This window comes from Coprococcus sp. AF16-22 (assembly GCF_003461545.1).
Classification (GTDB): domain Bacteria; phylum Bacillota; class Clostridia; order Lachnospirales; family Lachnospiraceae; genus Coprococcus; species Coprococcus aceti.
Map to the genome: position 1 here is coordinate 171,800 of NZ_QTXH01000001.1, position 22,935 is coordinate 194,734.

The 22,935-nt window shown below is 42.2% G+C and carries 18 protein-coding genes; 16 read left to right on the plus strand and 2 right to left on the minus strand.

The annotated features are described in order from the left end of the window. Positions 1-16: 16 nt before the first annotated feature. From DWW60_RS00755 to DWW60_RS00795, 9 genes are all read left to right on the plus strand, one after another. The gene (locus DWW60_RS00755; RefSeq protein WP_004852940.1) at positions 17-808 is read left to right on the plus strand and encodes an enoyl-CoA hydratase-related protein; all 792 of its coding nucleotides are present in this window, start codon (positions 17-19) and stop codon (positions 806-808) included. 154 nt (positions 809-962) lie between these two features. After that, positions 963-1,835: a 3-hydroxyacyl-CoA dehydrogenase family protein gene (locus tag DWW60_RS00760; protein ID WP_117874194.1), complete on the plus strand. Its 873-nt coding sequence runs from the start codon at positions 963-965 to the stop codon at positions 1,833-1,835. Positions 1,836-1,877: 42 nt separating this feature from the next. Next, complete coding sequence (locus tag DWW60_RS00765) at positions 1,878-3,044, plus strand: acyl-CoA dehydrogenase (RefSeq protein WP_004852934.1); 1,167 nt, start codon at positions 1,878-1,880, stop codon at positions 3,042-3,044. Positions 3,045-3,061: 17 nt separating this feature from the next. Then, positions 3,062-3,847, plus strand: a complete 786-nt coding sequence (locus DWW60_RS00770) for an electron transfer flavoprotein subunit beta/FixA family protein (RefSeq protein ID WP_022058361.1) — start codon at positions 3,062-3,064, stop codon at positions 3,845-3,847. Positions 3,848-3,874: 27 nt separating this feature from the next. Then, positions 3,875-4,936, plus strand: a complete 1,062-nt coding sequence (locus tag DWW60_RS00775) for an electron transfer flavoprotein subunit alpha/FixB family protein (RefSeq protein ID WP_015535002.1) — start codon at positions 3,875-3,877, stop codon at positions 4,934-4,936. A 600-nt stretch (positions 4,937-5,536) separates the two neighbouring features. Beyond that, the gene (locus DWW60_RS00780) at positions 5,537-7,015 is read left to right on the plus strand and encodes an MATE family efflux transporter (protein WP_117874195.1); all 1,479 of its coding nucleotides are present in this window, start codon (positions 5,537-5,539) and stop codon (positions 7,013-7,015) included. Between the two features lie 173 nt (positions 7,016-7,188). Then, positions 7,189-8,370 (plus strand): cysteine desulfurase NifS, encoded by a 1,182-nt coding sequence (gene nifS, locus DWW60_RS00785; RefSeq protein ID WP_117874196.1) that lies wholly within the window; start codon positions 7,189-7,191, stop codon positions 8,368-8,370. A gap of 18 nt (positions 8,371-8,388) precedes the next feature. Further along, positions 8,389-9,495, plus strand: a complete 1,107-nt coding sequence (mnmA, locus tag DWW60_RS00790; RefSeq protein WP_055144347.1) for a tRNA 2-thiouridine(34) synthase MnmA — start codon at positions 8,389-8,391, stop codon at positions 9,493-9,495. Between the two features lie 251 nt (positions 9,496-9,746). Then, positions 9,747-10,202, plus strand: a complete 456-nt coding sequence (locus DWW60_RS00795) for a hypothetical protein (RefSeq protein WP_147341840.1) — start codon at positions 9,747-9,749, stop codon at positions 10,200-10,202. Positions 10,203-10,351: 149 nt separating this feature from the next. Here the strand turns inward: DWW60_RS00795 and DWW60_RS00800 are convergent, their stop codons facing one another. Continuing rightward, positions 10,352-11,173 carry a histidinol-phosphatase HisJ family protein gene (locus DWW60_RS00800; protein WP_243002888.1) on the minus strand — a complete coding sequence of 274 codons (822 nt, stop codon included), beginning with the start codon at positions 11,171-11,173 and terminating at the stop codon, positions 10,352-10,354. Between the two features lie 334 nt (positions 11,174-11,507). Between DWW60_RS00800 and gap the strand changes: the two genes are divergently transcribed. The 3 genes from gap (at position 11,508) to tpiA (ending at position 14,819) form a co-directional block, all read left to right on the plus strand. Continuing rightward, complete coding sequence (gene gap, locus DWW60_RS00805; RefSeq protein WP_004852921.1) at positions 11,508-12,545, plus strand: type I glyceraldehyde-3-phosphate dehydrogenase; 1,038 nt, start codon at positions 11,508-11,510, stop codon at positions 12,543-12,545. Between the two features lie 214 nt (positions 12,546-12,759). Continuing rightward, positions 12,760-13,974, plus strand: coding sequence for a phosphoglycerate kinase (locus DWW60_RS00810; RefSeq protein ID WP_022216404.1), 1,215 nt, complete (start codon positions 12,760-12,762; stop codon positions 13,972-13,974). 92 nt (positions 13,975-14,066) lie between these two features. Continuing rightward, entirely contained in the window at positions 14,067-14,819 is a 753-nt protein-coding gene (gene tpiA, locus DWW60_RS00815) for a triose-phosphate isomerase (RefSeq protein WP_004852916.1), read from the plus strand. 133 nt (positions 14,820-14,952) lie between these two features. On the opposite strand, the gene DWW60_RS00820 is transcribed toward tpiA, so the two are convergent. Continuing rightward, entirely contained in the window at positions 14,953-15,711 is a 759-nt protein-coding gene (locus DWW60_RS00820; RefSeq protein ID WP_022216405.1) for a helix-turn-helix domain-containing protein, read from the minus strand. Between the two features lie 224 nt (positions 15,712-15,935). Between DWW60_RS00820 and DWW60_RS00825 the strand changes: the two genes are divergently transcribed. The 4 genes from DWW60_RS00825 (at position 15,936) to mscL (ending at position 22,817) form a co-directional block, all read left to right on the plus strand. Continuing rightward, entirely contained in the window at positions 15,936-19,571 is a 3,636-nt protein-coding gene (locus DWW60_RS00825; RefSeq protein ID WP_158565866.1) for a carbohydrate binding domain-containing protein, read from the plus strand. Positions 19,572-19,840: 269 nt separating this feature from the next. Beyond that, positions 19,841-20,599, plus strand: a complete 759-nt coding sequence (locus tag DWW60_RS00830; RefSeq protein WP_055144946.1) for an exodeoxyribonuclease III — start codon at positions 19,841-19,843, stop codon at positions 20,597-20,599. A gap of 109 nt (positions 20,600-20,708) precedes the next feature. After that, complete coding sequence (gene gpmI / locus DWW60_RS00835; RefSeq protein ID WP_015534994.1) at positions 20,709-22,253, plus strand: 2,3-bisphosphoglycerate-independent phosphoglycerate mutase; 1,545 nt, start codon at positions 20,709-20,711, stop codon at positions 22,251-22,253. 144 nt (positions 22,254-22,397) lie between these two features. After that, a complete protein-coding gene (gene mscL / locus DWW60_RS00840; protein ID WP_015534993.1) occupies positions 22,398-22,817 on the plus strand; it encodes a large conductance mechanosensitive channel protein MscL in 420 nt (139 codons plus the stop codon). Positions 22,818-22,935: the final 118 nt, after the last annotated feature.

A 22,935-nucleotide genomic window follows, 5' to 3' on the forward strand; every position in this document is an offset into this window, starting at 1 on the left:
ATAAAGGAGATACATAATGGAGTTTGTTACATACGAACAGGATGGATATGTAGGAATTATCACAATCAACCGTCCAAAGGCTCTGAACGCACTCAACAGTGCAGTTCTTGAAGAGCTTGATGCAACATTCAAGGCAGTTGATCTTGATACAACAAGATGTCTTATTCTTACAGGTGCCGGTGAGAAGTCATTTGTTGCCGGAGCTGATATAGGTGAGATGTCAACACTCACAAAGGCAGAGGGAGAGGCCTTCGGTAAGAAGGGTAACGATGTGTTCAGAGCCATTGAGACATTCCCTATCCCAGTCATCGCAGCAGTGAATGGATTCGCTCTTGGCGGCGGATGCGAGATTTCAATGAGCTGTGATATCAGAATCTGCTCAGAGAATGCAATATTCGGTCAGCCAGAGGCTGGTCTTGGAATCACACCTGGTTTTGGCGGAACACAGAGACTTGCACGTCTTGTAGGTGCAGGCATGGCTAAGCAGCTTATCTACACAGCAAGAAACATCAAGGCAGATGAGGCTTACAGAATCGGTCTTGTGAACGCTGTTTATCCACTTGAGGAGCTCCTTCCAGCAGCTAAGAAGATGGCAGCCGGAATCGCAGCAAACGCTCCTATTGCAGTAAGAAACTGCAAGAAGGCTATCAACGATGGCTTACAGGTAGATATGGATCAGGCAATTGTTATTGAAGAGAAGCTTTTTGGTGACTGTTTCGAGACAGAGGATCAGAAGGCAGGAATGGGCAATTTCCTTGAGAAAGACAAGGAGAAGAAACTTAAGGTTGTTCCTTTCCAGAATAAGTAATAATTAACAGTTCTGATATTAACATTTAGGGTGGGGAATCTGATAAAGGTAAACCATCCTAAATGTGTGATATAAGTATTATGGTAGCATGTTAAACGAAACGTATATGAATTTCTCATGTTTACCGGAAAAAAAGATTTAGGAGGACATAAAAATGAAGGTTGGCGTAATTGGTGCAGGAACCATGGGTCAGGGCATTGCTAAGGCATTTGCTCAGGTTGACGGATACGAGGTTGCACTCTGTGATATCAAGCAGGAGTGGGCTGAAGGCGGTAAGGACAAGATCGCTAAGGGTTATGCAAGACTCGTAGAAAAAGGAAAGATGACACAGGAGAAGGTTGATGGTATTCTTGCCAGCATCACTCCAGGTCTTAAGGAAGACTTATGTGCAGACTGCGACCTTATAGTTGAGGCTGCTTTCGAGAACATGGAAGTAAAGAAGACAACATTTGCTGAGCTTGACAAGATCTGCAAGCCAGAGTGTGTATTCGCTTCAAACACATCATCACTTTCTATCACAGAGATTGGAAATGGTCTTACACGTCCTATGATCGGTATGCATTTCTTCAATCCAGCTGACAGAATGAAGCTCATCGAGGTTATTGCAGGTGTTAACACACCAGTTGAGACTGTAGAGAAGATCGTTAAGATCTCAGAGGAGATCGGTAAGACTCCAGTACAGGTTAACGAGGCTGCTGGATTCGTAGTAAACAGAATCCTCATCCCAATGATCAACGAAGCTGCATTCATCAAGATGGAAGGTGTATCAGACATAGCTGGTATTGACGCTGCTATGAAGCTTGGTGCTAACCATCCAATGGGACCACTTGAGTTAGGTGATTTCGTAGGCCTTGATATCTGTCTTGCAATCATGGACGTTCTGTACAATGAGACAGGTGACAGCAAGTATCGTGCATGTCCATTACTTCGTAAGATGGTACGTGGCGGCAACCTTGGTGTTAAGAGCGGCAGAGGATTCTATGTATACAATGCTGATCGTACAAAGACACCAGTTGATGCTCAGTAATAGTGCTAAGTAATATAATATATTCATGGAGGAATAATTAGAATGGATTTCGCTTTAGACAAGAAGTATGAAATGGCGCAGAATTTATTCAGAGAGTTCGCGCAGAATGAAGTAAAGCCTCTTGCTCAGGAAATTGACGAACAGCACAGATTTCCTAGAGAGACTGTAGAGAAGATGGCAAAGTATGGTTTCTTAGGAATCCCTGTTTCTAAGGAGTTAGGCGGACAGGGCTGTGATATTCTCACATATGCTATGTGCGTTGAGGAACTTTCAAAAGTTTGTGGTACTACAGGTGTTATCGTATCAGCACACACATCACTCTGTGTTGATCCTATCGTAACATTTGGTACACCAGCTCAGAAGGAGAAGTATGTTCCTGATCTTGCTTCAGGCAGAAAGCTTGGTGCTTTCGGTCTTACTGAGCCAGGTGCTGGTACAGATGCTCAGGGACAGCAGACAAAGGCTGTACTTGACGGAGACGAGTGGGTACTTAACGGATCAAAGTGCTTCATCACAAACGGTAAAGAGGCTGACGTATATATCGTTATCGCAGTTACTGGTATCGTTGAGAAGCGTGGCAGAAAGATGAAGGAGATCTCAGCATTCATCGTAGAGAAGGGTACACCTGGATTTACATTCGGTACAAAGGAGAACAAGATGGGTATCTGTGGTTCTTCAACATACGAGCTTATCTTCACAGACTGCCGTATTCCAAAGGACGCTCTTCTTGGACAGAAGGGTAAGGGATTCAATATCGCTATGCACACACTTGACGGTGGACGTATCGGTATCGCTGCTCAGGCTCTTGGTATTGCAGAGGGCGCTCTCGAGACAACAGTAAACTATGTTAAAGAGAGAAAGCAGTTCGGCAGATCAATCGCTCAGTTCCAGAATACACAGTTCGTTCTTGCAGACCTTGCAACAAAGATCGAGGCAGCTAAGCTTCTCGTATACAAGGCAGCAAGAAAGAAGGATGAGTACCAGAGCGGTGCTAAGGTTTCTTACTCAGTAGAGGCAGCTATGGCTAAGCTTTACGCAGCCGAGGTTGCTATGGAAGTTACTACAAAGTGTGTTCAGTTACACGGTGGTTACGGTTACATCAAGGAGTACGATGTTGAGCGTATGATGCGTGATGCTAAGATTACAGAGATCTACGAGGGAACTTCAGAGGTTCAGCGTATGGTTATTTCTGCAAACTTATTAAAGTAATATAGGAGGTACTTAACGTGAAGGTTATAGTTTGTATAAAGCAGGTACCTGATACAAAGGGTGGAGTACAGTTCAACCCAGACGGTACATTAAACAGAGCAGCAATGCTTACAATCATGAACCCTGATGATAAGGCAGGACTTGAGGCTGCGCTTAGATTAAAGGATCAGTATGGTGCAGAGGTAACAGTTCTTACAATGGGTCTTCCAAAGGCTGCTGACGTTCTTCAGGAAGCAATCGCTATGGGAGCTGACAAGGGTGTTCTTGTAACAGACCGTGTTCTTGGTGGAGCTGATACATGGGCTACATCAACAACAATCGCTGGAGCTCTCAGAAAGCTTGATTATGATCTGATCATAACAGGTCGTCAGGCTATCGATGGAGATACAGCTCAGGTTGGACCACAGATCGCTGAGCATCTTGGAATTCCTGTAATTTCATATGCACAGGAGATCAAGGTTGACGGAGACGCAGTTATCGTTAAGCGTCAGTATGATGACGGATATCATATGTTAAAGGCTAAGATGCCTTGCCTTGTAACAGCACTTTCTGAGTTAAATGAGCCAAGATACATGACTCCAGGTGGAATCTTCGATGCAGTTAATGCAGAGATCACAACACTTGGCAGAGCAGACCTCGTTGATGTTGATGATTCTAACATCGGTCTTAAGGGCTCACCTACAAAGATCGCTAAGGCTTCAGATAAGGTAAGAAAGGGTGCAGGCGAGAAGGTTGTTCCTGATTCTCCAGATGAGGCAGTTAGCTATATTGTTGGCAAGTTAAAGGATAAGCATGTAATCTAATATAGTAAAGGAAAAGTGGTGAATAAAATGGGCGCAATGAACGCAGAAGAAATGAAGAACTACAAAGGCGTATTTGTCTTTGCACAGCAGGTAGATAATAAGTTAAGTGGTATTTCTTTCGAGCTTATCGGCGAAGGAAAGAGACTGGCAGAGAAGCTTGATGAGCAGGTAACTGCAGTCCTTATCGGTTCAGACGTTAAGGGTCTTGTAGATGAGCTTGCAGAGTACGGCGCAGATAGAGTTATCGTTGTTGACGATCCAGAGCTCAAGGAGTACAGAACTGAGCCATATGCACACGCACTTGCATCAGTTATCAATGAGTACAAGCCAGAGATCGTTTTAGTTGGTGCCACAGCAATCGGTAGAGATCTTGGTCCAACAGTTTCAGCAAGAGTTGCTACAGGTCTTACAGCAGACTGTACATTACTTGAGATCGGTGATTTCCCTCTTGTTGCACTTCCAAATCAGGAGCAGAAGCACAATCAGCTTCTTATGACACGTCCTGCATTCGGTGGTAACACAATCGCTACAATCGCATGTCCTGACAACCGTCCACAGATGGCTACAGTTCGTCCAGGTGTTATGCAGAAGCTTGACAAGGTAGCTGGTAAGAAGGCAGAGGTTATCGAGTACAATCCAGGATTCGTACCTAACAACAAGTATGTTGAGATTCTTGAGATCTCAAAGGCTATCTCAGATATCAAGGATATCATGGATGCTAAAATCCTTGTTTCAGGTGGTCGTGGAGTTGGTTCAGCAGAGAACTTCAAGCTCCTTGATGATCTTGCAGAGGTACTTGGTGGACAGGTATCATGCTCACGTGCAGTTGTAGATTCAGGCTGGAAGCCAAAGGAGCTTCAGGTTGGTCAGACTGGTAAGACAGTTCGTCCACAGGTATACTTCGCAATCGGTATTTCAGGTGCTATCCAGCACGTAGCTGGTATGGAAGAGTCAGACATCATCGTTGCTATCAACAAGGATGAGGATGCTCCTATCTTTGATGTAGCTGACTATGGTGTAGTTGGAGATCTCAACAAGATCGTTCCAGCTCTTACAGAGGCTATCAAGGCAGAGCTTGCTAATAAGTAATTAACAGCTTGTTTGTCATATAGATAATTTTAGATTATCAATTATAAGTCCCCCTCTTGGATTTGATGTTCAAGAGGGGGATTTTTTGAGCTGTATGGTGGTCTGAATTGTAGAATCGTTTGAATTGCATAGGGCTGTTGCAGGATGAATTCAGGTACGGAATGATTTGTGTGCGGCTACGTGAGGGTTGTGTTGAGGATATACTTGCGAAAAATTATGTGCTGTTTTTTATTGAGTGTCCGTTTTCATTACTAGGGATACTCTGCTCGATGATGAGTGAATAGCATTATTAGTGAGCTATAAATGAATTGATGATTGTAAATGTGAATATATGGGTCCAATATACGAGTCGGTGAATTGAGTCGATGAGAAATCGATAAATCGAAAATTAGAAATCAGAAAATAGAGATCGAAAATCAAAATACAAGTGTATTGTAAATAATACAAAAATAATGTAGTATTAATTAGTTTGAGTATAGTAGATAAAGAGAGTATGCATGTGCGGATAAGTGCAAGTGAAGATAAGTGTGTGTGAGGATAAGCACAAATGGCAGGTACAGTACATTATGCACAGCAGGAGCATGCAGAGGAGAGGTACATATGAAAGAGAAAGACAGCGTCGAAAATAATGAAAAATCACCTGATAACAGGAAAAAATCTGGTGAGAAAATAATATCTGATAATAAAACAATATCTGCTAATGGAAAAGCGTTCGCAGGTGAGAGCAGAGAAAATAAGATGGGAGTGATGTCTGAGGGAAAGCTTCTGATGTCAATGTCACTTCCTATGATAATTTCCATGCTGTTCCAGGCTATGTACAATGTTGTGGACAGTGTGTTTGTGTCAAGATTCAGCATGGACGGACTTACGGCTGTGTCCACGGCATTTCCGATACAGAATCTGATGATAGGAGTTTTCTCGGGACTGGGAGTTGGCTTTAATGCGTTTATATCCAAGGCACTTGGAGAGAAGAAATTTGACAGGGCAAATGAAGTTGCCAGACAGGGAATATTCCTTGAGGCGATAGGATATGTGATATTCCTGATAATAGGTTTATTCTTTGCAAGGACATTCATGGAAAGTCAGACGGGGGATGCACGGGTAATCCAATATGGAACAGAGTATCTCGAGGTGTGCTGCTGTTGTGCTTTCGGTATAGCTTTCCAGATGACATTTGAGAGATTGCTGCAGTCCACGGGACGTACAATGTACAGTATGATAACCCAGATACTCGGTGCTGTCATCAATCTTATACTTGATCCTATAATGATATTTGGTCTTCTCGGATGTCCACGAATGGGAGTAAAGGGTGCTGCCATTGCAACTGTATGTGGACAGTGTATAGCCGGAACTCTTGCTATGATATTCAATATCAAGAAGAATCCGGATCTCCATATAACACTTAGAAGATTCAGGCCACATGGCGAGATAATTGGTAAGATTCTCAGCGTAGGTGTGCCGTCGGTTATCATGGTTGCAATAGGTTCTGTGATGAATTATTTCCTGAATCTGATACTGTACTCATTCTCGAAATTGGCCGTTGCAGTGTTCGGAGCGTATTTCAAGGTGCAGAGTATGGCATTTATGCCTGTATTCGGATTGAACAACGGAATGATACCGATAATTTCATACAACTACGGAGCGCAGAAACCTGACAGAATGAAACGCACCATGAAGCTGGGTGTGATGGTCGGTTGTTCCATTATGGTATTCTGTCTTGCTATCATGCAGGTATTTCCGGGACAGATACTTAAAATATTTGATGCCACAGATGAGATGCTGTTGATGGGTATACCAGCGGTCAGGATCATGAGTACAGCGTTTATATTTGCGGGATTTTCTGTCACATGTTCGGGAATGTTTCAGGCTGTAGGAAAGGGCGTGTACAGTATGATAGTGTCTATGGCGAGACAGCTTTTTGTCATACTTCCTGTGGCATATTTCCTGTCGAAAGCAATGAACAGTGTGAATGGTGTGTGGGCAGCGTTCCCTATTGCAGAGGTTTTCAGCGTGATCATATCGACGATCTTTCTTCTCAGGGTCTATAAGAAAATAGTAAAGCCTATGGAAAGCGTCTAAAGAGATTAAGAGACGAAGATAATGAGATATGATGAGAGCATAATAATATATACATAGCACGTGGCATTTGTATTGTGGTAGAATACTATATAGTAATATAGTTTCGTGTGATGAATGCAGTGTTGCATTTGTCATTGACAAGTGACAGAAAAGGTAATGGAAAGAGAGCGAAAATGGGAAAGTTAATATATATGGATCATGCAGCGACGACGGCGGTGAGACCTGAAGTGCTCGACGCCATGTTGCCTTATTTTACAGAAAAGTTTGGAAACCCTTCAGGCGTATATACATTTGCATCGAGAAATAAGGATGTGATAAATGTGGCGAGGGATATAATTGCTGATTCGCTTGGCGCAAAGCCTGAGGAGATCTATTTCACGGGCGGTGGTTCGGAATCGGATAACTGGGCTTTAAAGGCTGCAGCGGAAGCCTTTCAGGATAAGGGAAAACATATAATTACGACCAGGATAGAGCACCATGCCATTCTTCACACATGTCAGTATCTGGAGAAGAGGGGCTTTGACGTGACATATCTGGATGTGGATGAGAAGGGGATGGTTGATCCTGACAGGCTGGAGTCGGCGATAAGACCGGATACGATCCTCATCTCGGTTATGGCTGCAAACAATGAGATAGGAACCATAGAGCCGATAAGCAGGATAGGAGCTATTGCGCATGAACATGGCATTCTATTCCACACGGATGCGGTTCAGGCGTATGGACAGATACCACTGGATGTAAATGCCATGAACATAGATATGCTCAGCAGCAGCGGACATAAGCTTAATGGCCCGAAGGGAATCGGGTTTCTGTATATACGGAGCGGAATAAAGCTTGGAAGCTTTATCCACGGAGGCCAGCAGGAGCGAGGAAGACGTGCCGGAACAGAGAATGTACCGGGGATTGTAGGAATGGGCAAAGCTGCGGAGCTTGCGATGCTCTCAATGGAAGATCGGATGAAGCAGGAGACAGATATCAGAGATCATATGATACACAGAATTTTATCGGAGATTCCTTATTCCAGACTGAACGGACATGACAAAGACAGACTTCCGAACAATGTAAATGTCAGCTTCCAGTTCGTTGAGGGCGAGACGATCCTCATCATGCTCGATATGGCGGGCATATGTGCTTCTGCCGGTTCCGCATGTACATCGGGTTCTGTTGATCCCTCCCATGTGCTGACAGCTATAGGGCTTCCGAAGGAGATATCCCATGGTGCGGTCAGACTGACTCTGGGATATGAGAACACCATGGATGAGGCGGATGCGGTGGTAGATAATCTCAAGAGAATCGTGGAAAATCTCAGAAAAATGTCACCTGCGTATCAGGATTTTGCCAGGAGAAACATGTAAATTACACAAGATATAACTATGTATAAAGAGGGAAAAAATTTGGTCGATACAGATAAGAAGACAGTGTGTGTTGGTATGTCAGGCGGAGTCGACTCGTCGGTTGCCGCACTTTTGCTCAAGGAGCAGGGCTACAATGTAATAGGAGTTACCATGCAGATATGGCAGGATGAGGACAGGGACGTGGTGAGTGCCCATGCCGGATGCTGCGGACTTTCTGCTGTGGATGATGCCAGGCGTGTGGCATCGCAGCTCGATATTCCGTATTACGTTATGAATTTCAAGGAAGAATTCAAGAAGTACGTAATAGACTATTTTGTGGACGAATACAAATGCGGAAGAACTCCGAATCCATGTATTGCATGCAACAGATATGTAAAATGGGAGTCTCTGCTTACGAGATGCATGGCCATCGGGGGCGATTATATTGCTACGGGACACTATGCAAGGATCATACAGCTTCCAAATGGCAGATATACTCTCCAGGAGGCCAGGGGAATAGAGAAGGATCAGACATATGCTCTCTACAATCTCACCCAGGAGCAGCTCGCCAGGACACTCATGCCGGTTGGAGAGTACAGCAAGCCTGAGATCAGAAAAATTGCAGAGGACCACAGACTTATGGTGGCTCACAAGCCGGATAGCCAGGATATATGCTTTGTGCCAGATGGAGATTACGCCGGTTATCTTGAGAATGAAGCAGGACTTAAGGCGGTTCCGGGAGATTTTGTAGACATACATGGCAATGCGATCGGAAGACATAAGGGAATCATACACTACACCATAGGACAGAGAAAAGGACTTGGACTTGCGATGGGGCATCCGGTATTTGTGGTGGACATCATACCTGAGACAAATCAGGTTGTTATAGGAGAGAACGGAGATGTATTTTCAGAAAGGCTGATATGCAACAGACTGAACTTTATGTCCATAGAGGATCTCACGGAGCCAATGCATGTCAAGGCGAAGATCAGATACAATCATAAGGGAAGTATGTGTACCATCAGAAAGATAGATGAAGATCTGGTAGAAGCAGTATTTGACGAGCCGGTAAGAGCTGTGACAAAGGGACAGGCTGTAGTGTTCTATGAAGATGATCATGTGCTTGGCGGAGGAAGCATCTGTTGACAGGGTTTTACAAAGGGTGATGGTCTGACATAAGGAGATTTCGTATGGGTGATACAGGCAGAGAAGTTTTGCGCAAAGACGTCAAAGTGCGTGGATGGATATTGTTTGGTATCTTTTCAGTGATTTTTGTTTTTATGATAATCACTATATGCTCCATGATACATAATGGAGAGTTTGAATTGAATAGTTTCACAGGGCCATTGATTTTTCTGACTGTAATTTCGGTTATATGCATATGGGATGGCATTAGGATGATACGGACTCCGGAGAAGTTGCTCAACCGAGAGAATAAAAATCATGGTGGCAGTGTGTTTGAAATGGCAGACAAATTGTATGGTGATATTATCTATGAGAATAAATACATTATGGCTTCACATGAGGTTATCGCATCAAAGACAATGAGATACAACCTTGCGTACAGATGGGATGTGTATCTTATAACATATGTATATACGAGTATGCGAAGAGGCAAATTGGAATATTACTGTATGTATACTGGAAATCATGAAAATAATGTATATATTAATTTAAGAGGACTTGTGACCGGAAAGAGAAAAAAGAAAGTCCTTGACATGCTCCTCAGTTATTGCCCAAATGCGATATATGGTGATCTGGATGGCGCCGGAGGCGATTATCTTGAAAAAATGAGAAAAACAGACATTCATGATATACCACATAGTCCGTACTATACAGGAAACAATACATAATGAGATATGAAACAAATAGAGCAGTCAGGTGACTGCCGGAATTGAATTTACGGTATAAAAAAGATGGAACATATAAGCCATTGAACTGGCGTATGTGTTCCATCTTTTTATATTTATAAGTATATAAATTGATATTTTGCAATTTTTTTTTACAGCGGATTGAATTCTGGCTTTCTGTTCTTGAATGTACAGTAGTATCTGTAGCCGAGTGATGTGAGGGCATCCCTTGCATATGTCTCAAAATCATAGCACAGATATTCGGGCTTGTGTGCATCAGATCCCACTGTGATGATCTCGCCACCCATATCCTTGTAGAGTTTCAGGATATCCATGTGAGGATGTGCGTAACTCATATTCTTGTACAGGCTTCCGGTATTGATCTCTATACCTTTTCCCTTTGAGATGATTATTTTGAAAATCTGTTCAAGCACATCATTATAATCTGCCATCCTAAAGATCTTCTCGCCTGATGGGCAGTATCTTACTACGTAGTCAAGATGACCATATACGTCAAAGTCATCTATCAGAGTCACATTCTCAAGAATGGACTCAAAGTAATCACGTATACCTTCTATCTCTGTACGTCCCTCATAGTAAGCTGGATAGTATGGGTCGAGGCCCCTGACAAGGTGTGATGATCCTATGATAAAGTCCAGTTCATTTTTGTATTTATCAGCAATGTCCCTTGCCTTGCCGGCAACCGTATTCATGAGACCGAGTTCCACGCCGCTTCTCACGTCAATCCGATCTCCGTATCTGTGTCGTATTTCGTCTATCGCAGCAAAGTACGAATCGAAATCAAGTTGGAAGTCAAAACCGTCCTCCGGATTGATAGGAAAGTCTATATCGTGGTGATCTGTCAGACAGATCTTTGGAATTCCAAGTTGTATTGCCTTCTGGATTATACTGTCCAGTGGAGCGGAAGAGTCGCTTGAGAACTCCGAATGTATATGCGAATCACAGATGATCATTTTCTGTATACCTCCGTTTATAATCATTGCGTTTCATATTATAACATAAAACACTGAAAAAAATATATAAAGTAAAGCTGTTGAGTAATCTTATTATTATCAAATTGTAGAAGAAACATTTTTTCTATAGTCTCAGCCCATTAGTATAATTTGTTAAAACAAATTTGTCTATTTTGGATAGATGATAACTAAAAAAATGAGATTAAGGCTTGAAATTTATACCTAAAGAATGTATGATTAGCTTGTGTATTTAACACGATTTATTTGCTACGTTCCCGCGTAGCAGATTGATAAATACTTTTATTATATTTCAAAAACCTAGGAGGAATAAAAAATGGCAGTAAAAGTAGCAATTAACGGTTTTGGACGTATTGGTCGTCTTGCATTCAGACAGATGTTCGGTGCAGAGGGTTATGAAGTTGTTGCAATCAACGATTTAACAAAGCCTTCAATGCTTGCAGATCTTCTCAAGTACGATACAGCACAGGGTGGATACTGTGGCAAGATCGGTGAGAACCTTCACACAGTTTCAGCTGATGATGAGGCTAACACAATCACAGTTGATGGTAAGACTCTTACAATCTACAAGGAGGCAGATGCAAACAACCTTCCTTGGGGTAAGATCGGTGTTGATGTAGTTCTTGAGTGTACTGGTTTCTACTGCTCAAAGGAGAAGTCAATGGCTCATATCAACGCAGGTGCTAAGAAGGTTGTTATCTCAGCTCCAGCTGGTAATGATCTTAAGACTATCGTATTCTCAGTTAACCAGGATACATTAACAGCTGATGATCAGATCATCTCAGCAGCTTCATGTACAACTAACTGTCTTGCACCAATGGCTAAGGCTCTTAATGACTATGCTCCAATCCAGTCTGGTATCATGTCAACAATCCACGCTTACACAGGCGATCAGATGATACTTGACGGACCACACAGAAAGGGCGATTTAAGAAGAGCTAGAGCAGGTGCTGCTAATATCGTTCCTAACTCAACAGGTGCTGCTAAGGCTATCGGTCTTGTTATCCCAGAGTTAAATGGCAAGCTTATCGGATCAGCTCAGAGAGTTCCAGTTCCAACAGGTTCAACAACAATCCTTACAGCAGTTGTTAAGGGTGCTGATGTAACAGTTGATGGAATCAACGCTGCAATGAAGGCTGCTGCTTCAGAGTCATTCGGTTACAACACAGATCCAATCGTTTCATCAGATGTTATCGGTATGAGATATGGTTCATTATTTGATTCAACTCAGACAATGGTATCAAAGATCGCTGATGATTTATATGAGGTTCAGGTTGTTTCATGGTATGACAATGAGAACTCATACACAAGCCAGATGGTTAGAACAATCAAGTACTTCGCAGAGTTAGCATAAGTTATTTCAAGCTATAATTAGCTTTTATAATGTAAGCTCATTTAAAAGTATTTATTAGACCTAATAGAGGGTCCGGTCTCCAAGGACCGGGCCCTTTTTTCTTCGTAGGAAGCAATTATGCGTTTCTATGTTCCCGCATAAGAGCGGGTAGGTAGCTGGGCAGAGGACAACTTATAGTTTTCTGTTCTATAACATTATTTAGGAGGAATTAGAAATGTCATTAAACAAGAAATCAGTAGATGATATCAATGTTAAGGGCAAGCGCGTGCTTTGCAGATGCGACTTCAATGTACCATTAAAGAACGGAGAGATTACAGACGAGAACAGACTTGTTGCAGCTCTTCCAACAATCAAGAAGCTTATTGCTGATGGTGGAAAGGTTATTCTTTGCTCACACCTTGGAAAGGTTAAGACTGAGGAAGACAAGCAGACTAAGACCCTTGCACCAGTTGCTAAGAGACTTACAGAGCTCCTTGGACAGGAGGTTAAGTTTGTACCAAGCCTTGAGGTTGTTGACGACACAGTTAAGGCTGCAGTTGACGCTATGAAGGACGGAGATGTAATCCTTCTTGAGAATACACGTTTCAGAGCTGAAGAGACAAAGAACGGAGAGGCTTTCTCTAAGGATCTTGCAAGCATCTGTGATGTATTTGTAAATGATGCATTCGGAACAGCTCACAGAGCTCACTGCTCAAACGTTGGTGTTGCTGGACTTGTTGACACAGCAGTAGTTGGTTACTTAATGCAGAAGGAGATCGACTTCCTTGGCAATGCAGTAGAGAACCCAGTTAGACCATTTGTAGCTATCCTCGGTGGTGCTAAGGTTGCTGACAAGCTGAACGTTATTTCAAACCTTCTTGAGAAGTGCGATACACTTATCATCGGTGGTGGTATGGCTTACACATTCCTTAAGGCTAAGGGATATGAGATCGGTAAGTCACTTGTAGACGATTCTAAGATCGATTACTGCAAGGAGATGATGGCAAAGGCAGAGAGCCTTGGCAAGAAGCTTCTTCTTCCAGTTGATACAGTTATGATCGAGGATTTCCCTAACCCTATCGACGATCCAAGCATCAAGACAGAGGTATTTGACGCTGACAAGATGCCTGCAGACAAGGAAGGCTGCGATATCGGACCTAAGACTATCGAGCTTTACTCAGACGCAGTTAAGACAGCTAAGACAGTTGTTTGGAATGGACCTATGGGTGTATTCGAGAACCCTGTACTTGCAGCCGGTACAAAGGCAGTTGCAGCAGCACTTGCTGATACAGATGCTACAACAATCATCGGTGGTGGAGATTCAGCAGCAGCAGTTAACCAGCTTGGTTACGGTTCAAAGATGAGCCACATCTCAACAGGTGGTGGAGCTTCACTTGAGTTCCTTGAGGGTAAGGAGCTTCCGGGCGTAGCAGCAGCTAACGACAAGTAATTTGTATATCGCTGAGATATAAAGATTATACTGGTGGGTGCCGGTTCAGGCCGGTACTCATCAAAAAATACAAATATAAGAGGTAGATTACAATGGCAAGAAAGAAGATTATTGCAGGTAACTGGAAGATGAACAAGACTCCTAGCGAGGCTGTTGAGCTTGTTAACCTGTTAAAGGACTTAGTAAAGAATGATGACGTAGATGTAGTATACTGTGTACCAGCTATCGATATCGTACCAGTTGTTGAGGCAACAAAGGGAACAAACGTAGCTGTAGGTGCAGAGAACATGTACTTCGAGGAGAGCGGAGCTTACACAGGCGAGATCTCAGCAGCAATGCTTGTTGATGCTGGTGTTAAGTACGTTATCATCGGACATTCAGAGCGTCGTGATTACTTTAAGGAGGATGATGTTCTTCTCAACAAGAAGGTTAAGAAGGCATTTGAGGCTGGTATCACACCTATTCTTTGCTGTGGTGAGTCACTTGAGCAGAGAGAGCTCGGTGTTACTATGGACTGGATCCGTCTTCAGATCAAGTCAGATCTCGCTGGCGTAACAGCAGATCAGGTTAAGTCAATGGTTATCGCTTACGAGCCAATCTGGGCTATCGGAACAGGTAAGACAGCTACATCAGATCAGGCACAGGAAGTATGTAAGGGAATCCGTGATCTCATCGCTGAGATCTACGATACAGATACAGCTGAGGCGGTAAGAATTCAGTACGGCGGTTCTATGAACGCTGGCAACGCTGCTGAGCTCCTTGCAAAGCCAGACATCGACGGTGGTCTTATCGGCGGTGCTTCACTCAAGGCTGATTTCGGTCAGGTTGTAAATGCCGGAAAGTAATTTTAAACAGGCCAAAATATATTAGTTTTAGATTAAATCTGATATAGAATATTGAAAGGGATTATCAAGTGCTTTATCACAAGGTAATCCCTTTTGTTTACGCTTAGAAAAACAAGGAGGTATATTTCAGGAACTAAGTATTGTTTTTATGAAATGGGGTTTGCCTTAAATTTATATTTCTATAGTTCGCAGGTGTTAGACCAGTATGTAATCTGAACTGTTCGGTAAAATAACTCTGACTTGGAAATGCGAGAGTCTGTGCTATCTGGGCAGGGCTATAATCAGAGTATATGAGCATGTTCCTTGCAGTATCAAGTTTTAGCATTTTTATATAATGTCCGATATTATCTCCGGTCTCTTTTTTGAACAGCCTTGACAGGTATGACGGGGTGAGATTGACACGTTTTGCCAGAAGTTCAACAGTGATCCTAGTATGCAGATGATCGTATATGTAGTCTATGCACTCTGCGACCGGTTTGGAGCATATGGAATTTTTCTTAAGGTTTCGCATTTTTTTTGCATAGTCGATGCACATGAACGCATGTAATTCAGATATATCCTCCACAGACTTCATTGTATCTGACTTTTTTATATAAAAATCACTGAGATTGTAAGCAGTTGCCACATCGAGACCACCTTCAATACAGTATCTTGCAACAAGGGCTGTTGTTATGACAAAATGATATCTTATGTTGTTGACCGGCTTTTCAGATAGTAAGCCGAGTCCTTTTTTATCCTTAAGTGGTGAGGCTTTACACAATTCTTTAACCTGTTCTATATCTCCATTTTGTATTATTGAGTAAAATTCAAGTTCAGGGTTATAGGGCGCTCTATTGGTTGAATCTTCGCGTCTTATAAATTCCTGGTAGAATATTTCCTTTGAGTATTTCATATGTGTATAAATCCTTTCCAGTAAATTGTGTCAGGGTAAAAATTTATATGTTATCAAAAGTTTATAAAAGTCTTACTTTACAACTCCTCTATAATATATCATGTAAACTATATAAAAAGCAATAAAACGATATATGGCAAATGTATAAGATGTTATTATCAAAATACTTTATAAAGATGCGACGTCGTAAATATTATTATTTTATTTTTGGAGAGGAGTATTTTATGAGAAGGTTAAAACAGCTTGTGGCTATGATACTTGTAGTTTGTATGTTGATCACTCTGTGTCCATCAGACGTTAGTGCTAGAACATCAAAAGCTGCGGTAAAGTCTGTAACTGTGACAAATCTTGTCACAAATAAACTTGTACTAAAAAAGGGTACAAAGTTTCGGGTGAAACCTAGAGTTGTAGTTACAGGTAAGATCAGCAAAAAGGTAACATATGTATCATCAAATAAGAAGATAGTTACAGTAGATAACAAGGGTGTTGTCAAAGCGGTAAAATCAGGAAAAGCGGTTGTAGCAGTGAAGAGTGCTGCAAACCCAAAGGTAATGTATAGGTTTAATGTTTATGTTGGGGTTCCTACGAAGACTGTTAAATTGTCTGCAAAGGCTGTGAACATGTTTAAAGGAACCAGCAGGACGTTAAAAGCTTCAATTGCTCCAAAGAATGCCACATATAAGAGAATTCAGTGGTCATCATCAGATAAAAGAATAGCAACAGTTTCCTCGAAAGGTGTTGTAAAAGCAGTTAAGGTTGGAAGAGTATATATAACTGCGAAGGCTATGGATGGAAGTGGCAAATATGCAAGATGTAAGATTACAGTAAAACAGCCAGTTACTTCTATCAAGCTTTCAGCGGCAACACTCACTATCACAGAGGGAAGCAGTAAAACTCTTACAGCTACTGTTGCTCCTGCATCGGCAACCAACAAGACGTTAAGTTGGACATCGAGCAATAAAAAGATTGCAACGGTTTCAGCAAAAGGCGTTGTGAAGGCTATAGCACCAGGTACAGCTACAATCACAGCAAAAGCTGCTGACGGTTCAGGAAAGAAAGCAACATGTAAAGTGACTGTAAATAAGAAGGTGACTGTAGAAAATAAATACGAGTCGCAGGGGTATAAACTTTTATGGCATGATGAATTTGACGGAACAGAGCTCAACCGTGATATTTGGAATGTTGAACTCCATGAGCCTGGCTGGGTCAATAATGAGCTTCAGTCATATGTTGATTCTGAAGATAATATAAAAGTCAAGAGTGGCACACTTATTATAAGCTCAAAGAAAAAAGTGAATGAGGATGGTTCTATATCATATACATCGGGAAGAGTAAACACACAGAATAAGCAGGATTTCAAGTATGGCAGAGTACAGTTCAGAGCAAAGGTACCTACAGGTAAGGGCTATCTTCCTGCAGCATGGATGATGCCTACAAATGAGAGTCTGTATGGACAGTGGCCTAGATGTGGTGAGATAGATGTGATGGAGGTTCTTGGAGACAATACATATACAACCTATGGAACGATTCACTATGGCAATCCGCATTCAGAGTCACAGGGAAAATATACACTTTCAAATGGAAAGTCATTTGCGGACAGCTATCATGTATTTACATGCGACTGGGAGCCTGGAAAAATTACGTGGTATGTAGATGGAGTTAAGATGCATGAGGAAAATGACTGGTATTCTACAACTGCCGGAAAAGGTACAGTTACTTATCCGGCACCGTTTGATCAGCCATTCTATGTAATACTCAATCTTGCAGTTGGCGGCAATTGGCCAGGAAATCCGGATGCAGATGCAGATTATATTAACAGTGAGAGCTTATATGTTGATTATGTGAGAGTATACCAGAAGGAGTCTTATGACGAAAATGTGACAAAGCCAGAGCGTGAAGTTATAATTCGTGATCCGGATGAAAATGGCAATTATGTAATAAATGGTGATTTTAGTGAGACCGAGGATCTGGGAGATGCAGAAAACTGGATTTTTATGGCGCAGAATGGCGGCGAAGGAACAGCGGTCATCGAGAACAATACAATCAACATAAATACAATTGATGCAGGAACGGTTGATTACAGCATACAGTTGGTACAGCCTGATATTCCTGTAGAAAAAGGTGCCACATACAAGCTTTCATTTGATGCGTGGGCGGATGAGGCGAGAACAGGCATAATTGATGTCTCAGCGCCAACCAGATCATGGGGAAGATATCTTAAGGATACAAAATTTGATATGACAACAGAGAAACAGACATTTGAGTATGAGTATACGATGACTGATTCATCTGATGACAAGGGAAGAATAGAATTCAACTTCGGCAATCAGGGAAGCGTGGCTGGTGTACATATTGCAAATGTAAAGCTGGTAAAGACAAATCAGACTGAGATAGTTGACAAGAAGACGATCCTCGCTGATGGAAACCTAGTTTACAATGGAGAATTTCAGGAAGGAACAGGAAGACTTGGATATTGGACAGTCAGCAACAATTGCGGTGCTGAGTATAAGGTGACAGGTCTGTCTGACGGAAGAAGATTTTCATACAAGTCATTGGATGAGAGTATAGATGGCAACTTCGTATTATCACAGGATGAGCTTGCGTATGCCCCAAATACAAAGTATGTACTTAAATTTGATGCTGAGACTGCAACTGAGGGAAAGAATATAATTATCACTACAGGAGATTCAAAGTTTGCTGTAACTCTGGATAAAGGAATTAAGAATTATGTTTACAAGTTTGAGACCGGAGAAGAAGTGACTGACAGTTCAATCAGCATTGATTTTGGTAACAGTGGAGAAGTTCTGTTAGACAATGTGAAGATAATGCAGGATTCACTTCTTCTCAATGGGAACTTTTCAGCAGATTTTGCTGGATATGATGTGTATATAGACAGCAGTGCGGATGCAGAGTCTGTTGTGGACAGCCAGAAGGAGGACAATGCTGCTGACTTCACAATAAAGAATTCAGGTGACCAAAACTGGAAGATACAGCTCAAGCAGAATAATATCAAGCTTGAGAAAGGTCAGTGGTACAAGCTTTCATTTGATATAAAGAGTTCTGTGTCGAGAACTGTTCAGTATGCGATACAGAGGGATGGAAGTACACATAAGGATAGTACAGGTGCAGAGGACTGGACACCATATGTTCAGGAAACAGTAAAGCTTGATGCATACGATCAGGCTGATCAGAAATATATGACTGTTTCAAACACATTCCAGATGGCCTGTGACACAGACGAAGAGAGTATTTTCAATATTGCACTTGGCGCAGGCGGAGAAAATGGTTCGGCAATTACTGATCAGCATAGAATCTGTATTGACAATATTGTTCTTGAAAAGACTTCAGCTCCAGAGATAGATGTGCCTGTAGGCAAGAATCTTATCACAAATTCAGAATTTGAGATGAGTGAGGATGGTAGCCTTGCCGGTTGGGAAAATGCAGTAACTGCTCCTGGAGATGCCACATTTGAGGCTGGAGATGGAAAGATCACATACAGTGTTGAAAACGTGGGTGAGGCAGACTGGAACATCCAGCTTAAGCAGATGGGATTATCTCTTGAGCAGGGCGAGTCATATACTCTTAAATGTACATTGGTTTCTGATGTTGATAGAGTTGTGAAGGTTGCTGTTATGACTCCTTCAGCCGGATATGCATGGCATGGCGGTGAAGATGTAGTTCTTACAGCTGGTGAGGCTAAAGATATAACACTCACAATTACACCTAAGGAAGAAGTTTTCACAGATGGTATCACTGTTGATACAGGTGCCGGATTATTCTTCTCAATGGGATATGTTGAAGGATACACACTTGGAGCACATACAGTTTCTATATCAAATGTATCATTTGTAAAAAATTAAATTTGACCCCTAAAAAATAATATATACCCTTAGGCAGCGGCGAATCGTCGCTGCCTTTTTTCGTTGTGGCCATAGCAGGATTTTGGTGAATTTTTTTAATGATTTGACAGTTAGAATGGGTGTTTGTATGATATAATGAGCATTGCGACGGATGCGCTTGCGCAAGCCGTCATAATGCGAATGCCTGCATGGAGCCAGTAGGCGACATGTTAAAATAAAACATGATTTTCCCCAAATAATAATGAAAGGATAAAATGGTATATAAATTTATGAAAAAACTTATCTCATGGAACGTAAATGGAATAAGGGCATGCGCCGGTAAAGGCTTCATGGACTTTTTTAACAGCATAGATGCAGACATATTCTGTATACAGGAGTCCAAGATGCAGGAGGGACAGCTCACACTTGATATGCCAGGATATTATCAGTATTGGAACTATGCGGATAAGAAGGGATATTCAGGTACGGCTATTTTCACAAAAGAGAAACCTTTGAGTGAAACAAAAGGTATAGGCATAGATGAACACGACCATGAGGGTCGTGTCATAACACTTGAATATGAGAACTTCTACATGGTGACTGTATATACACCAAATTCACAGAACGAGCTTGCAAGGCTTGATTACCGGATGAAGTGGGAGGATGATTTCAGAGCATATCTGAAAAAGCTTGAGGAGAATAAGCCTGTTATAGTGTGCGGCGATATGAACGTGGCTCACAATGAGATAGATCTGAAAAATCCAAAGACAAACAGGAAGAATGCGGGATTTACTGATGAGGAAAGAGAGAAGATGACGGTGCTTCTAGATGATGGCTTCATCGACACATTCAGATATTTCTATCCGGATCAGGAAAATATATATTCATGGTGGTCGTACAGATTTAAGGCAAGGGAGAAGAATGCAGGTTGGCGTATCGACTATTTTCTCACATCTGAGAGTTTGAAGGACAAGCTTGTCGATGCCAAGATACACACTGATATCATGGGATCTGATCACTGCCCGGTTGAACTGGATATTGACCTGTGACTTGAGTTGGATTTGAACTTGAAAAATAGGCATTATATAAGTATAATCTCAAATGAGTGAATTATGATTAAGAGGCATTTAGCCGGAATAAATAAAAAGGAGAAAAATTATGAGTAAGAAACCAGTAGTTTTAATGGTCCTCGACGGATATGGTCTCAGTGACAAGACAGAGGGTAATGCAGTAGCACTTGCAAAGACACCTGTTATGGACAAACTTATGGCTACAGCACCATTTGTGCAGGGCGCAGCTTCAGGACTTCCTGTAGGACTTCCAGACGGTCAGATGGGCAATTCAGAGGTAGGTCATATGAATATCGGCGCAGGCCGTATCATATATCAGGAGCTTACAAGAATCACAAAGGCAATCGCTGATGGAGATTTTTTTGAGAACGAGGAGATGCTTGCTGCAATAGAAAACTGCAAGAAGAACAATTCAGATCTTCATCTCTGGGGACTTCTCTCAGATGGTGGTGTTCACAGCCACAATACACACCTTTATGCGATCCTTGAGCTCTGCAAGAAGCAGAACTTTGAGAACGTATACGTTCATCCATTCTTCGATGGAAGAGATACACCGCCTGCATCAGGTAAGGGATACCTTGAGGAGCTTATCGCAAAGATGAAGGAGATTGGTGTAGGTAAGGTTGCATCTATGTCAGGCCGTTACTACGCAATGGACAGAGATAACAGATGGGACAGAGTAGAGCTTGCATACAAGTCACTTGTGACAGGTGAGGGCGTTCAGGCTGAGGACCCGGTTGCAGCTATGCAGGAGTCATATGACAAGGAAGTATATGATGAGTTCGTTCTTCCTACAGTAATCACAGAGAATGGTAAGCCTGTATCACTTGTTAAGCCAAATGATTCAGTTATATTCTTTAACTTCAGACCAGACAGAGCCCGCGAGATCACCAGAGCATTCTGCTGTGATGATTTTGATGGATTTGAGAGAGCAAATGGCCGCATGCCACTCACATATGTATGTTTCAAGGACTACGACGAGTCAATACCTAACAAGCTTGTAGCATTCAAGAAGGAAGAGATTGACAACACATTCGGTGAGTACCTTGCAGCTAAGGGTCTCAAGCAGCTCAGACTTGCTGAGACAGAGAAGTATGCTCATGTAACCTTCTTCTTTAACGGCGGTGTTGAGGAGCCTAACAAGAATGAGGACAGAATCCTTGTAAAGTCACCTGCTGTAGCAACATATGATCTTCAGCCTGAGATGAGTGCTCCAGAGGTAAGCGAGAAGCTCAATGCAGCTATCCTTGGTGGCGAGTATGATGTGATCATCATCAACTTTGCAAACCCTGATATGGTTGGTCATACAGGTATTATCCCAGCAGCTATCCAGGCTGTAGAGACAGTTGACAAGTGCGTTGGCGCTGCTGTAGAGGCAATTGATAAGGTTGATGGTGTTCTCTTTATCTGTGCTGATCATGGTAACGCAGAGCAGATGATCAACTATGAGACCGGTGCTCCACATACAGCTCATACAACTAACCCTGTACCATTTATCCTTTACAACTATGGTGAAGATGTAGAGCTTCGTGAGGGCGGATGTCTTGCAGATATCGCACCTACACTTCTTGAGGTTATGGGACTTCCTCAGCCTAAGGAGATGACAGGCAAGTCACTTATTGTAAGAAAGTAAAAAAGATGATGTGCGATGAGCGATGACAGCAAATGTAGATATATGTCATATCAATCGCGCGAGAAACAACAAATAAAAGATACGGCACCGAATTATAATATAAGATTGTTATGATCGGTGCTGTATTCAGTTGGAAGGATACATATGAAGAAGTTTTTGGAAGAGTTTAAGGAGTTTGCCCTTAAGGGAAATGTGATGAGTCTTGCAATCGGTGTTATCATTGGTGGAGCGTTCCAGTCATTGGTTACATCTTTTACAGACTGTTTCATCACACCAATAATCAACAGCATCGGTGGAGCAGAGATTGGTGGACATTTTCAGATATTCCATACAGGACAGTATATCGAGTATGGAGCGTTTATTTCAGCAGTTATCAACTTCATAATCATGGCATTTGTTATATTTGTCATCATGAAGGGGATCAATGCGATCATGGATCTTGGTAAGAAGAAAGAGGAGGCAGCGCCTCTCACAAGAAAGTGCCCATACTGTATGGGTGAGATAGATATCAAAGCAACAAAGTGTATGCATTGTACATCTGATGTACCTCCTGCCCAGGAGTAGATCAGGTCTGACCTGGATCAGCGCCGGCGTAGGGATACATACAGCATAAGAAAAGCGGCTGTGCCTTATGGTATGGCCGCTTTTCGTCAAAAAAGATTAGCAGATAAACAACAGAGTA